Origin of the sequence: Neobacillus sp. NPDC093127 (assembly GCF_044754175.1) — a bacterium.
GTDB lineage: Bacteria > Bacillota > Bacilli > Bacillales > Cytobacillaceae > Neobacillus.
The window spans coordinates 1-14,278 of sequence record NZ_JBIVOP010000012.1; the positions used below are offsets into that span (position 1 = coordinate 1).

The following is a 14,278-nucleotide window of genomic DNA, read 5'->3' on the forward strand; positions in this document are numbered from 1 at the left end:
CCCTCTGCTTTAGAACATTATCTAAAAGTACACACTGTAATATAAATTGAACCGCCGTATACGGAACCGTACGTACGGTGGTGTGAGAGGGGCGAGAATAATTAAATTATTTTCCCTCTACTCGATTTTCATCCATTATTTTATCTGTTCAAAGCTAAAATCGAAAAATGTTTCAGAACGAATAGTTTTTTCATGAAAGGTTAAAAAGGATGTTACCTGATTGGGGATTACGACGCATTCCATCCCTGCTTCGATGGCAGCCAGCGCTCCATTTAGCGAATCTTCAATAGCCAAGGCCTCTTGAGGTTCCACCTGTAATTCAGCTAAAGCCTTTATATAGAGAGCGGGATCAGGTTTAACCTTTGTGACATCTTCTTTTGTTTTTATCACGGAGAAATACTCCCAAAGTTCAAATTGTCTAAGGAATCCTTCGACCCATTCCCGAGATGAACTGGAAGCAAGTCCAATCTTCAATCCCAGCTCTTTGGCTTCATCTAGTTTTTCCTTTACTCCCTCACGAACAGCTAAGATTCCCTTTTTTGCTAAAAAGCGTTCAGTTGCTAATTTTTCGATATTCTCTTGATCAATCTTCATTCCTGTTTGGTTTTCTATGTATTGAAAAAACTCCTCATCAGTAGTACCGATACTTTTTGCAAATTCCTCTAGCGGTAATTCGATTTCATACGTCTCTTTTAGGATTTCCTGATAAACTTCAAACCAAATCGTTTCTGTATCAATAATGGTCCCATCAAAATCAAAAATAACTGCTTTAATTATCACATTCTCCCCCATTCTATTACACCTTTAATCTCTTAAGATATTTACATTATATGAATTCCAAGTGAGCGACACAAATTAATAGATTAAATGATTGGAATTCATTGTGTGGGAACCTTGGAAAGATAAGTGTGGATCTTTTTTTTCACAGTCAATAATTTTCTTCTTGACTTAGAGCTAACTCTAAGTTGTAGCATGTGATTAGGAGGTGTGGTTGTTAATGTTTAGTATTTCAGAGGTTGCCAAGGAAACAGGATTTTCTGCTCATACGTTACGATACTACGAAAAAATTGGCCTATTGGAGTCACCAATTAAAGTTGGTGGCAAACGGCTATATACAGCAGGCGATATTCGCTTGCTGCAGTTTATGAAAGTGTTAAAAAATACGGGAATGTCTTTAGAGGATATCCAAGAGTTTTTGGTGGATGGATGCTTATTGGAAAGTGATGATTCCGAACAAGAAAGAACTCCGAAGGTACAAAAACGAATGAACATTCTACAAAAGCATTTACTGACTTTGGAGCAGCAACGGAAAGAAATTGAGATGGTCATCCGGCTAACAGAAGAAAAGCTGGAAACCTATCAGGAAATGTTAGAAGGGGGACATTATGATGAACGGTAAAGTGTTGGCGATGTTACTAGGTTTTGCCATTGTTACAGGTGCCACATTTATTCTTGCAAAGTACGCTGTTCATTATTTCTCAGCAGCTAGTGCGGCAGGCTGGAGGTTTGGCATTGCCGCCATAGTGATGTTTTTCATCCTTTTGCTTCAAAGGAAAATAAAATGGACCGTCATTCGAAAATACGCTGCCATATACACATTATTAGGTGTTATCGGAATTTTCGGTTTTAATGCCTTATTCTTTTTCGGAATGAAACATACTTCTCCATTAAATGGGGCATTAATTATGGCAACAAACCCATTAGTTACGACAATTTTAGCATATTTTGTACTAAAAACTCCGATATCCAAAAGACAAGCTGCAGGAATTATTTTTGCACTCGTTGGAGTGATATTGGTTTTAACTCATGGCTCATGGGAGGTTATTCGTACGCTTTCCATATCAAAGGGCGACATGCTGATTTTATTAGGGAATGTGTGCTGGGCGTTATATGGTGTATTAGGGCGAAAGTATTTAAAAACTAGTTCTTCTATGGAGACCACCACCTATACAATGATTGTCGGTGCCTTATTTCTTGTTCTTTTAGCTCTATGTTCACCAAGTACTCAACCGCTGGTAAACGTTACGATTTCTGCCTGGGGGGCCATATTATTTATGGCCATCTTTACGAGCGTGTTAGGCTATCTATGGTGGAACAAAGCAATGGAGATGATTGGAGCGGCTAATACTTCGGTCTTCTTTAACCTCGTTCCTGTGGTTACCATGATTCTTTCAATCATGATGGGAACGCAAGTATCAATTGTTCAAGTGCTTGGAACAACAATGGTTATTTTGGGTGTTTTAACATCTTCCGGTTTTCTTAACTATCAACTGGTAATGAAATCTACAAGTAAAAACGCTTGAGGTTATTTTTGGCCTCAAGCCTTTCCCATGACTAATTAATAAGTTTCTTTACTTCATATCCATTTTCCCTAAAATAGGCGAGGACTCCATTTTCACCCTCTAAGTGCCCATATCCGACAGCCACAAAGTAAATCTCACCACTTCGTATATACGATTCAAATTTTTCCACCCAGACTTTATTTCTGTCCTCAACAAGTATTTTATTTTGTTTTTTATCAAATTCATCTGCAAGCTGCTCTTCAATGTCTGTTAATTTTCCTTGAATATAGTCAGTATATAATTGCGCCAGCTGCTTTTTTGATTCTGTTAATGATGGAATTTGTTTAATTACTTTTTCAGCTTCATTTTCAGAATATACTTTTTGCATTGCTTCAATTTGATATTTTGGTGTTTCAAGAAATTTGTTTATAAGATGATAGGAATCCGCCAATTCCATTATCTTTTGATCAACGCCATAATCCGATGTCAAATCAACCGTGCCAGCGTCTAAAAATAAACTCATCACAAACCACAATCGATATTGCTGAAGAGAGTGATAATCGAGTCCATATTCTTTAGCGCGCTTTTCCAAATACTCTTGGGCATCCGTTGATAAATAATCACTTAAGCTTTTATCCTCTGTTAATAAATACATGTCTTGATAATCAACATTCTTTAGGTCAATGGCATCTGTTTCGGTAACGAGAAATTTTGATTCTTTGAGAGCATGTTCAATTTTTTTAGGAAAGGGATACATCTCTTTTTTACCTATATGTATGGTACCGAACAGATACATGAAGTGATTATTTTTTTCAATTTTATAAATCGGCCACTTTACATCAATCACTGCTTCGTTTCTTGGTTGACTTGCAGCAGTAGCAGCGCCGCTTGTTAGGAGTAAACACAAGAAAATCGGCACCTTTCTGATAAATAAACCTTTCAACACTACTGGCTCCCTCCTCGTAACCGAAATATCTATATTCAATGGTAAATATACCATATTAATCTTTAACAAAGCCCCAAAATTAGAGTTATAATAGGGTATAGCACCCTTGCACTATTACATAGATTATCCCCAAATTGAAAGGAGAAACCATCTTGTTTGAAAAAGCACTCCCCTTACTAGAATCCCATTTTGGCTACGAAGCCTTCCGAAAAGGCCAGGAGCAGGCAATCCGCTCGGTATTAACCGGAGAAAACACCATTTGTGTTATGCCGACTGGCGGCGGAAAGTCGATTTGCTACCAAATTCCTGCCCTTATTCTGCCAGGCACCACGATTGTCATCTCTCCGCTGATCTCCTTAATGAAGGACCAGGTAGATGCCCTCATTCAAGTCGGGATTCCTGCGGCATTTATTAATAGTTCCCTTACGTATAATGAGGCAAACGAACGGATTCGAGCGGCAAAGCAGGGCAAATATAAATTACTCTACATTGCGCCCGAGCGTTTGGAATCATACGAGTTTTTGGAAGACCTTAATCAGATGGAGATTCCATTAGTTGCCGTCGATGAAGCCCATTGTATTTCACAGTGGGGCCATGATTTCCGCCCAAGCTACCGCCATATCCAGCAAATGATTCATAATCTGCCTAAGCGGCCGAATGTGCTCGCCCTAACAGCAACCGCAACCCCAAGAGTTCGCGCAGATATTTGCCAGCTGCTAAATATTGATGAAAATAATACAATCATTACCGGGTTTGAACGTGAAAATCTTTCTTTTTCAGTTATAAAAGGACAGGACCGGGTGAAGTATCTCCAAGCCTATCTAAAAAAGAACGAAAAAGAAGCAGGGATTATTTATGCAGCAACAAGGAAAAATGTGGACCAGCTTTATGAACGGCTGAGGAAAGAAAACATCAATGTTGCTAGGTACCATGCAGGGATGGGCGATGTGGACCGTGCCCGTGAGCAGGAACGATTTTTGGAAGATAAAGCATCGGTCATGGTTGCGACCTCTGCCTTCGGAATGGGGATAGATAAATCAAATATTCGCTATGTGCTTCATTTTCAGATGCCGAAAAACATGGAGAGCTATTACCAGGAAGCAGGCCGTGCCGGTCGTGACGGGCTAGAGAGTGAATGTATCCTGCTTTATTCCCCGCAGGATGTGCAGGTGCAGCGCTTTTTAATTGATCAATCAAGTGACCGGGGCCGGATCACACAAGAATTAGAAAAGCTGCAGCAAATGGTTGATTATTGTCACACAGAGAGCTGCCTCCAGGAATTTATTTTAAAGTATTTTGGCGAAACAGAAACGGACACCTGCGGCAGGTGCGGCAATTGTTTAGATTCTCGGACAAGCATCGATGTTACAAAGGAAGCACAAATGGTGATGTCCTGCGTGATTCGGATGGGGCAGCGCTTTGGCAAAAACATTACCGCACAAGTGTTAACGGGATCAAAAAATAAAAAAGTAACCGAAATGGGCTTTAATCGGCTCACCACCTACGGAATCATGAAAGATCAAGGGGCGAAAGATGTCAGTGATTTTATTGAATTCTTGATTTCGCAGGAGCTGATTGCGATTGAACAGGGGCAATTTCCGACCATCTATGTTTCTCCGAAAGGGAAAGATATTCTTTTAGGACATGAGCCGGTTTATCGCCGAGAAGCCGTTAAAGTGAAAGAAGTTTCGAAAAATGACCCATTGTTTGAAGAGCTTAGAGAGGTCCGAAAAAGTATTGCCGAAACAGAGAAAGTACCGCCATTTGTCATTTTTTCTGATGCCGCGCTTAAGGACATGTGTGCCAAGCTGCCGAAAACGAACGAAGAGTTTTTACAGGTCAGCGGTGTGGGGGAACATAAGCTGCAAAAATATGGACTTGAATTCATTCAAGCGATTCGGACCTATTTAGATGCCCATCCGGATTATCAGAGCGAAATCCAAGCAGAGCCGAAAGTGCCGAAAAAGTTAGCCAAAGCTGTAGGAGATTCTCATCTAGAAACACTTGAGCTGCACCAAAATGGTCTGTCCATTAACGAGATTGCGGAAAAGCGCGAGCTTGCGATAAGCACCGTAGAAAGTCATCTGCTTCAATGTGCCCAGCAAGGATTAACTGTCGACTTCATCAGGATGATTCCAAGTGAATACATCCCACTATTAGAAAAGGCAGTCGAAGAGGCTGGTCGAAATCGGCTAAAGCCAATTAAGGAACTGCTCCCTGAGGAAGTTAGTTATTTTATGATAAAAGCATATGTGTATTATTTGAGTAAAAATAAATAATAGATTGGCTGGCGCAGAAGAAAAACCCCTTCGCCAGCCATATTTTTACCAGAAATAAGGGCAGAACATGGTAATATGAAAGTATCAAATGTGATAGAAGGTGATGGTCATCGAACAAGTAGTATTATGTTTACGAGATTTAAAGAAAAATTACGGGGCAAAAGAGGTATTAAAGGGGATTGATTTAACGGTCCACCGTGGGCAAATTATCGGTTATATTGGACCAAATGGCGCCGGAAAAAGCACGACAATCAAGATATTGCTAGGGCTCGAGGGGGACTATTCCGGGAAGGTGGAGATTTTTGGCGAGGAAGTAACGGAGAAGAATATCGGCTATAAAAGGAAGATTGGCTATGTTCCGGAAATCGCTGAACTCTATGATAATCTCACCGCTAGGGAATACCTAACCTTTGTTGGTGAACTATATGGAATGGAATTTCAAGCGGCGGATGAAAAATCACTGCGGCTGATGAAAGTCTTCGGCTTGGAAGAGGTGTACGATTCAAGAATTGCCTCCTATTCCAAAGGAATGCGGCAAAAGGTATTGATTATCTCAAGTTTACTTCATAACCCAGACCTGTTATTTTTGGATGAGCCGTTAAGCGGCCTCGATGCCAACAGTGTCATGGTCTTTAAAGAAATCCTCGCTGTCCTGGCGGCGCAGGGAAAAACGATTTTCTACTCGTCACATATCATGGACGTCGTTGAGAAAATCAGTAATCGGATTATCTTAATTAATGATGGAAAAATTGTTGCCGATGGCAGCTTCAACGAGTTGAAGGCTCAGAACAAGGAAGGGACATTGGAACAAATCTTTAATCAGCTGACAGGTTTTAATGAATATAAGGCGCTGGCGGAGGAATTTGTAGCCATCGTCCAAGAGGTATAATTCGATGAAAAACTTTCAAACGCTTAAATTCTTAGATTTGTTCCGGCGGATTTTTGAGAGCTTTGGGATTGATTATCCCGTGATGCGAAAAATTTTAGCAGTCAAATTAACGATGGATGGGCGAAGGACCCCCACCATCTTTAACCAACAGGCTAAGAAAAAGAAAAAGCCGGAAGAAAACGGCTTTATCAAATCGTTAGGGATGTATGTATTATTAAGCCTCTTTCTAATTCCTATTGTGATTTTTGGACAGAATTATCTCTATCAAATGAGTATTCTTTTCGGAATCGTCATGTTTCTTGTGATGACCTCGATGATCTCTGACTTTTCCAATGTTCTTCTCGATATCAAGGACAAAGGAATTCTGCAGACAAAACCGGTTGGGCGAAAAACGATCAGTGCAGCAAAAACAGTTCATATTAGTATTTATCTATTCTTTCTGACAGCGGCTATCGCAGGAGCTCCGATTGTGGCCGGGACATTTAAGTATGGAATCCTGTTTTTGCTCCTCTCACTGATTGGGCTGATTTTGGTCAATTTATTTATTGTCGTATTAACAGCGATTATTTACTATTTCATCCTGCGTTACTTTGACGGTGAAAAATTAAAAGATATCATCAACTATGTCCAAATTGGTTTATCGGTCTCGATTGCTGTCGGATATCAGATTTTGGGGAGGGCCTTTAGTTTTATTGATATGAAAATTACCTTTTCTCCAAGCTGGTGGCAATTCTTTATTCCACCCATTTGGTTTGGGGCACCTTTCGAGCTGTTCTTAGGGAGCCATTCGAACGGATATCTAGTTATCTTTTCACTAATGGCTTTCGTTGTGCCAGTTCTAGCGATTGTCGTTTATAACCGAATGATGCCTTCATTTGAAAGGAACCTGCAAAAGTTAACAAATAATAGCGGGGAAAGTAAACGGAAGGAACGCAGGTGGAAACAGTGGCTGGCCGGTGTTATTTGCCGAAGTAACGAGGAAAAGGTATTGTTTCGATTCTCCGATAATATGATGCGGAACGAACGGGAATTTCGCTTAAAGGTTTATCCCTCTTTAGGGCTATCGCTCGTTTTCCCATTTATTTTTTTGTTTAACGAAATTCAAATGAATTCCTATGCTCACCTCGTATCGAGCAAATGGTATTTAGGAATTTATATGTCTTGCTTGATGATCCCCAATGCGGTGACGATGCTGAAATACTCAGGGAAATATAAGGGGGCTTGGATTTACAAAACTGCTCCGATAAAGAGCTTAGCACCCTTATACAGTGCGGCATTGAAGGTGTTTATTGTCAATCTTTTTCTTCCAGTCTATTTGATCCTATCCGTCATTTTTATCGGTATCTTCGGAATAAAAGTCATCCCAGACCTTTTAGTTGTGTTCGTGACCGCCGTATTATACACGGTAATTTGCTCGAACTATCTTAAAGGGACGCTGCCTTTTTCGGAATCGTTTGAGGATGCCCAGCAGAGCGGGGGAGCAAAAATTATGCTGGCGTTACTGTTGATTGCTGTTTTTATTGGTATCCATTTTGCCGTTACTTTTATCCCATTCGGAGTGGTAATTTATTTCATCCTGCTCCTAGTGATCACCATTTTTGCTTGGAAACAGGCCAATAAAACGATTTGGAATTTTTAATAGACAACGGATATATTATTTGAATATTCGTAATTTTGTCGACATAACACTGATATTGGCGTTATTTCCCCGGTAATTTGTCGATAAAAGAGAACAGGGCCGCCTCTGCATTTAGCTGCCCTGCTCTTTTTTTCAATAACCTCCAAAAACGGCTGATTCGCATATGTCTGAATCAGAAGCTTATTCGGACAGGATAAGAATGATCCGATGCTGTTATGCTGTATGCTTTACAAGTTTTGGATTTCGCTGCATGGAGACAAGTAAAATAAAACCGCTGATAACCAATAAGGCACTTGTACTGATAAATACCGCGGAAAATCCAAAGGAGCCGGATACGAATCCACCTAATAACGGCCCGATGATATTCCCAAGGAACCTTAAACTAGTATTGTAGCCAAGTACCTCCCCTTGCATCGCAATCGGTGCTTCTTGGCGGATATAAGCAATCCGCACAGGAATAATGCCGCCAATCGTGACACCGAGAGCGAAGCGGATGATGACAAGCTGCCAAAAACTTGTAACGGCTGCTCCCGGCAGGTAGACAATTCCCGCCAAGAAAAGAAGAATGATCAGTATTTTGATATAGCCATACTTATCAGCAATTTTCCCCCAATTCCTCGACATCATTAAATTCCCTAGACCTGCGGCGGAAAACGCAATCCCTGAATAAAAGGCAATATTTGCTGGGCCGTGCAGATTACTAACAAATAAGGACAAAATCGGTTGGATGCTAAAGTGTGCAATCTGGACAAGAGCAGAGATTAGCAGCACGGTTAATAATACGGGATTGCGCGTAATATGCTTCAATACTTCCTTGCTTGAATAATGGGATTTTGTGCCCTTTTTGGCTTCAAGTAGAAATTCTTTTGTGGCAATGACAAGGAGGGCCGAGATGAATATGGAAATGGAGGTCCACTTAAAGGTGGTGGAATAGCCAAGGGAATCTGCCAATATTCCGCCTAACATCGGCCCTAACAACGAACCAGTGATGCTCCCGGTTTGCAATGTCCCAAGGACCCTTCCGGCAACCTGTTTCGGTGTTTGCGTTGAAATAAAAGCTTGTGACATCGGGATAAATCCCGAAAAGAATCCCATGAAAAACCGGAGCATAAATAGCTGCCAAACGGAATGGACATAGCCTATAAGAAAAATCGATAAGGCCATTCCTAATCCGGAAAAGATTAGAATTTTTTTCCTCCCAAAGCGGTCGCCAATTCTTCCCCAAATAGGTGAGAAAAGGAAGGCGGATACAAATGTAATTGCAAATGTTAACCCTGACCAATGTTGGACATATGTTTCGGAAAAATCACCAAATGACTCAATGTACAACGAAATAAACGGCATAACCATCGTCATACTTCCGGCTACAAAGAAGTTGGCAAACCACATGATCAGTAAATTACGTTTTGCACTTTCCTGCTGGTTCAAGTAATTAACACTTCTTTCTAAAATTTATTTCGATTTACTAAATATTATCATACCGAAATTTCAATTGTTTATAAAGCGATAGCACTTAAATTGAAACTTGTGTTATTTTTCCCTAAATGTAGGGGTTTTGGATATCACTTTATTAAAAATATTCAAAACACTATTGACAACTTGTTAATAGGAGTTTAAATTAAGTTTAATACTTTAAATGAATAATACGTTCTCTTATCAAGAGTGGCAGAGGGACTGGCCCGATGACGCCCAGCAACCGTTCCGACAAGGAATTGGTGCTAAATCCTGCAAAACAAGTAATTGTTTTGAGAGATAAGAGAGGAGTAATCCGTCTATTTGTGATGAAACCTCTCTTTTCTGGAGAGGTTTTTTATTTTACATAAAAGCTAACCTTTCCAATAGGAATAATGTGTTAATTGGTAAGAAGTAAAAAGGGGGAGTTTCAAAGATGAAAAGGAATTTATTAAAAACTACGCTCGTATCAGCATTGGCAGCAACTCTATTACTCACAGGCTGTGCTTCAGGTGGAGAAACAAAACAAACAAGCAGCAATAAAAAGGTTTCCCTTGAAGGGGTACCGGAGGCATTTTCCAAAGGTGATCAGTTGAAAATCAAGGTCATCCGTAAAATTGGCGGTGACGACCATACAGCCCAATTCTTAGCCGGGGCAAAAGAAGAAGGAGAATCATTGGGGATAAAGGTAGACGTGTTTACAGCAAATGGGGACACAGCGAAATTCCACGATGCCATCAATCAGGCATTAGATCAGAATTATGATGGATTTATCATTTCACACGGTGACGACGATGCCACTGTAAACGATGTAAAGAAAATCGTAGAAAAAGGAAAAAGTGTAGTTGCATTTGACTCGAATCCGAACTTGGCGAATGTTGAAGGCGTGACGCTTACCTCTCAGGATGATGAAGCATTAGCAACCTTAGCTCTAGACCAGCTCATAAAGGATACGAAGGGTAAAGCTAATATTGCTTATCTTTGGGTAGATGGCTTCCCGCCAATGGTCCGTCGGAACAAAGTTTATCAGGACGTGCTTGCGAAAAACCCCGGGCTTAAAGAAGTGGAACGATTTGGCGTAGCGGCAGCGGATACAAGTGTGCAAACGCAAAATGCTGTTGCAGCGATGTTGAACAAATACCCTAAGGGCAAACTTGACGCAATCTTTGCTACGTGGGATGCCTTTGCGATTGGCGCTGCACGTGCGCTTAAAGAAGCAGGTCGTGAAGAAGTGAAAATCTATGGAATTGATGTTTCCAATGCGGACTTGCAGGATATCCAAAGAAAAGGCAGTGCCTGGAAGTATACAGCCGCTGTCGATCCTAAATTAATCGGCGCTGTCGACATGAGATTACTTGCGAAAAAACTGGCTGGCGAAGAAACACCTAAAACCTATGACTTAGAAGCATCACTTGTTTCCCAAAAAAATCTTCAGGACTCTAAGGATCCAGTGAACATGGTTAATCTTTCAAAAATCATCCCGAGCTGGGGCCAGTCCACGGCCTTTGAAGAAGATTGGATGAAAACGTTGAAGAAGCATTATAAAAAGTAATTTAGGCTGGCACTCTCTTTTTCTATCGATTAAGGGAGTGTCGTTTTGATAGGGGGTGGCATTTTGACGAGTTCAACTTTGGCAATGAAAAATATCTCAATTGAATTTCCAGGCGTGAAGGCGTTAAACCAGGTCAATTTTTCGATGGAAACGGGGAAAATTCATGCCTTAATAGGGGCAAATGGTGCGGGAAAATCAACGTTAATGAAGGTTCTTTCCGGAGCCTATGACCACTATACCGGCGAGATAACGATGAATGGGCAAGACCTGAAAATTCGTTCCCCGAAAAATGCCCAGAATGCTGGTATTCAAATTGTTTATCAGGAGGTAGATACGGCCCTTATTCCTTATTTAACCGTGGCTGAAAATATCATGCTGCTGGACACCGTTCATAACATGGGAAAACGACAATGGATGAGATGGAAGGAAATTCATCAAAAAGCGGCGCAAATATTGTCCAGTATGAATATTAGACTTTCAACGAAGACGCTGGTGAGCGAGTTGTCACTTGCTGAAAAACAAATGATTTTAATCGCAAGATCTGTTTCCAATCAGTGCAAGTTTCTCATTTTGGATGAACCGACTGCACCATTGAGCCATACCGAAACGAGCGAGCTTTTCAGGATTACTCGTGAACTAGTAAAACAAGATGTCGGGATTATCTTTATCTCACACCGCCTGCCGGAAATATTTGAAATCTGTGATGAAGTGACGGTAATGCGAAATGGTGAGTTTGTTGTAAAAGAGCAGGTTGCCGCCACAACCTCCAATAAAGTGGTTGAGCATATGCTTGGTCAAAAGCTGGAGGAGCAGTTTCCCGAAAGGAATTCGGCCATTGGAACCACCGTCCTAGAAGTGAAGGGACTTTCTGATAGAGGAAAAATAAAAGACCTGCATTTTCACGTTAAATCGGGAGAAATCGTTGGAATCGCGGGGCTTGTAGGCGCTGGGAAGACGGAATTATGTAAAGCGTTATTTGGTTCTGAGAAAACAACTGGCGGGGAAGTCCATCTTCACGGGGTCGAAGTAAAAATAAAGAGTCCTTATGAGGCGGTAAAGAAGGGGTTTGCTTTAGTACCCGAAGAACGGAGAAAGGAAGGAATTCTTGTTCTTGAATCGGTTGAAGCTAATTTGACAGCTGCGAACCTAGGGAGCTTTTCAAAGGTATTTAGCTTTTTAGATAGAAAAAGAGAAAAGGAGACAGCAAAGCAATTGATCAGCCGTCTTGGAATTAAAACACCATCTGAGGAAACGAAGGTACAAAATCTGTCTGGTGGAAATCAGCAAAAGGTTGCAATTGGAAAATGGCTCGTGGCTGATGCGGATGTTTACATTTTTGATGAACCAACTAAAGGTGTCGATGTGGGGGCAAAGAAGGATATCTTCGAATTAATTGCCGAATTGGCCAGCCGGGGCAAAGCGATTATCTATGCTTCATCCGAGCTTTCGGAGATTATCGGAATTACAGACCGGGTCTATGTTTTATATGATGGTAGGTCGGTAAAGGAACTAGAAACAAAAGCAACCAGCGAAGAGGAACTTTTATTGTATTCAACAGGGGGCAGGTAAAATGGAAGCAAAAATATCAGCGAAAAAACAGGGGGCCCCAGCGAAAAAGGCTTTTGAGTTATTTCAGTTTTTATATAAATACGGGACCATTATTACGATTCTTGTACTTATCATTATTTTTTCAGCAGCCAATCCTACATTTATTCAAGGCAGCAATGTTATCAATATTTTACGCTCGATATCGATTGTGACGATTATTGCGATTGGTATTACGATTTCGTTGTCTGTAAATGGTTTCGATCTGTCGGTCGGTTCGGTGGCATCACTTTCTAACGCGGTTGTCATTTCGATGTTTGTTTGGTTTTCACAAAATACACTGGTGGCGATTATTTCTGCGATTGCGGCGTCATTGGTTGTTGGGGCATTAAACTCGTTCATGATTGTGAAGTTAAGAATCCCTGATATGCTAATGACGTTGGCAACGATGTTTATTATCCAGGGGACAGCACTAACCTATACAAAGGGAGCAACGGTTTCGCAAAATATGGTGATGCCGGATGGCTCAATGGCAACAGGTTTGATTAGTCCATTTTTTGCAAAAATCGGTGAGGTGCCATGGATTATTATCATCATGGCTGTGACCGTCATACTTGTACACATCTTTTTGACCTATACAAAGCATGGCCGCTATATGTATGTAATCGGTGGAAATAAAGAAGCGGCAAGACTTTCGGGGATCCCTGTGAATAAATATAAGGTCTTCGCTTATTTGCTTTCTGCTTTGTTCGCAGCAATAGGCGGGATTGTGCTTGCATCACGTGTCATGACTTCAGAAATAAATTCCGGGGCACCCTACTTAATGGATTCAGTAGCCGCCGCCTTTATCGGCTTTTCGGTTCTTGGAGCCGGGAAGGCCAATGCCATTGGCACATTTGTTGGGGCAGTGTTAATTGGAATATTGCAAAACGGCCTCGTAATGATGTCTGTTCCGTATTATGCGATGGACATTGTTAAAGGGGCAGTATTGGCCTTTGCACTGGCGATTACCTATTATAAGCAAAAATAAACCTATTCACATTGTGGATAGGTTTATTTTTGTGTCAAGTTGAAAAAATATCTAATTAATATATTGACATTCATTATATTAACAATGATAATATAAACAAAGATAATATAAACATAAATAATATGAGGTGAAACCAATATGAATATTCAAGACGTAATTCTTGGCTTTATTTATGAGGAGCCGATGAGTGGCTATGATATCAAACAAATGATGGAGAATTCCGTGTCCTACTTTTTCGACGCGTCATTTGGGGCGATTTATCCGGCATTAAGAAAAATGGAAAAGGAAGGATTAGTGGAAAAACAGGTGATTCAGCAGGATGGTAAGCCGAACAAGAATTTATTCGTTATTACCGAAAGTGGAAAAGAGCAATTTCAACAATACCTAAACAGTCCAATCAATCCAACGATTACAAGATCGGATATCCTCATCCGTATCTTTTTCGGCCGGTTTACCACCAAAGAAAAAATCCAGCGGTGGTTAGAGGAGGAACGTAAAAAGAGCCAGGCAATGTTTGATAACTTAAACAGAATTGCCGAGATGTACCCTGAAATGGAACAGCACAAAAGATTTACATTAGAATTTGGGATTCGCCAAGCTGAGATGATTTTAGGAATGGTTGCCGAAGAACTAAAAAAATTGAATGAACAACAAGGGGAGTAAT

Annotated in this window: 12 protein-coding genes and 1 riboswitch; of the genes, 9 read left to right on the forward strand and 3 right to left on the reverse strand. The window is 40.7% G+C overall.

The window, feature by feature from the left end; all coding sequences use genetic code 11:
* Positions 1–135 precede the first annotated feature (135 nt).
* The gene (locus ACIQCO_RS16415) at positions 136–792 is read right to left on the reverse strand and encodes an HAD family hydrolase (protein WP_400430394.1); all 657 of its coding nucleotides are present in this window, start codon (positions 790–792) and stop codon (positions 136–138) included.
* A gap of 205 nt (positions 793–997) precedes the next feature.
* On the opposite strand from ACIQCO_RS16415, the gene ACIQCO_RS16420 reads away from it, so the two are divergent.
* Positions 998–1,399, forward strand: coding sequence for a MerR family transcriptional regulator (locus tag ACIQCO_RS16420; RefSeq protein ID WP_400430396.1), 402 nt, complete (start codon positions 998–1,000; stop codon positions 1,397–1,399).
* A complete protein-coding gene (locus tag ACIQCO_RS16425; RefSeq protein ID WP_400430398.1) occupies positions 1,386–2,303 on the forward strand; it encodes a DMT family transporter in 918 nt (305 codons plus the stop codon). Before ACIQCO_RS16420 ends, ACIQCO_RS16425 begins: the two co-directional genes overlap by 14 nt.
* A 31-nt stretch (positions 2,304–2,334) precedes the next feature.
* On the opposite strand, the gene ACIQCO_RS16430 is transcribed toward ACIQCO_RS16425, so the two are convergent.
* Positions 2,335–3,228 carry a TraB/GumN family protein gene (locus tag ACIQCO_RS16430; RefSeq protein WP_400430400.1) on the reverse strand — a complete coding sequence of 298 codons (894 nt, stop codon included), beginning with the start codon at positions 3,226–3,228 and terminating at the stop codon, positions 2,335–2,337.
* A gap of 152 nt (positions 3,229–3,380) precedes the next feature.
* On the opposite strand from ACIQCO_RS16430, the gene recQ reads away from it, so the two are divergent.
* The 3 genes from recQ (at position 3,381) to ACIQCO_RS16445 (ending at position 8,035) form a co-directional block, all read left to right on the forward strand.
* A complete protein-coding gene (gene recQ / locus ACIQCO_RS16435; protein ID WP_400430402.1) occupies positions 3,381–5,507 on the forward strand; it encodes a DNA helicase RecQ in 2,127 nt (708 codons plus the stop codon).
* A gap of 103 nt (positions 5,508–5,610) precedes the next feature.
* On the forward strand, positions 5,611–6,396 hold the full coding sequence (locus tag ACIQCO_RS16440; protein ID WP_400430403.1) for an ABC transporter ATP-binding protein: 786 nt from the start codon (positions 5,611–5,613) through the stop codon (positions 6,394–6,396).
* A 4-nt stretch (positions 6,397–6,400) separates the two neighbouring features.
* Positions 6,401–8,035, forward strand: coding sequence for a hypothetical protein (locus tag ACIQCO_RS16445; protein WP_400430405.1), 1,635 nt, complete (start codon positions 6,401–6,403; stop codon positions 8,033–8,035).
* 213 nt (positions 8,036–8,248) lie between these two features.
* Here ACIQCO_RS16445 and ACIQCO_RS16450 read toward each other — a convergent pair whose 3' ends face one another.
* On the reverse strand, positions 8,249–9,424 hold the full coding sequence (locus ACIQCO_RS16450; protein WP_400430585.1) for an MFS transporter: 1,176 nt from the start codon (positions 9,422–9,424) through the stop codon (positions 8,249–8,251).
* A gap of 261 nt (positions 9,425–9,685) precedes the next feature.
* Positions 9,686–9,794, forward strand: a riboswitch (SAM riboswitch).
* A gap of 129 nt (positions 9,795–9,923) precedes the next feature.
* On the opposite strand from ACIQCO_RS16450, the gene ACIQCO_RS16455 reads away from it, so the two are divergent.
* From ACIQCO_RS16455 to ACIQCO_RS16470, 4 genes are all read left to right on the forward strand, one after another.
* Positions 9,924–11,039 (forward strand): sugar ABC transporter substrate-binding protein, encoded by a 1,116-nt coding sequence (locus ACIQCO_RS16455; protein ID WP_400430407.1) that lies wholly within the window; start codon positions 9,924–9,926, stop codon positions 11,037–11,039.
* An 84-nt stretch (positions 11,040–11,123) separates the two neighbouring features.
* Positions 11,124–12,608, forward strand: a complete 1,485-nt coding sequence (locus tag ACIQCO_RS16460) for a sugar ABC transporter ATP-binding protein (RefSeq protein ID WP_400430586.1) — start codon at positions 11,124–11,126, stop codon at positions 12,606–12,608.
* Position 12,609: 1 nt separating this feature from the next.
* Positions 12,610–13,614, forward strand: a complete 1,005-nt coding sequence (locus ACIQCO_RS16465; protein ID WP_400430409.1) for an ABC transporter permease — start codon at positions 12,610–12,612, stop codon at positions 13,612–13,614.
* Between the two features lie 138 nt (positions 13,615–13,752).
* Positions 13,753–14,277 carry a PadR family transcriptional regulator gene (locus ACIQCO_RS16470; protein WP_400430411.1) on the forward strand — a complete coding sequence of 175 codons (525 nt, stop codon included), beginning with the start codon at positions 13,753–13,755 and terminating at the stop codon, positions 14,275–14,277.
* The last annotated feature ends 1 nt before the right edge of the window (position 14,278 follow it).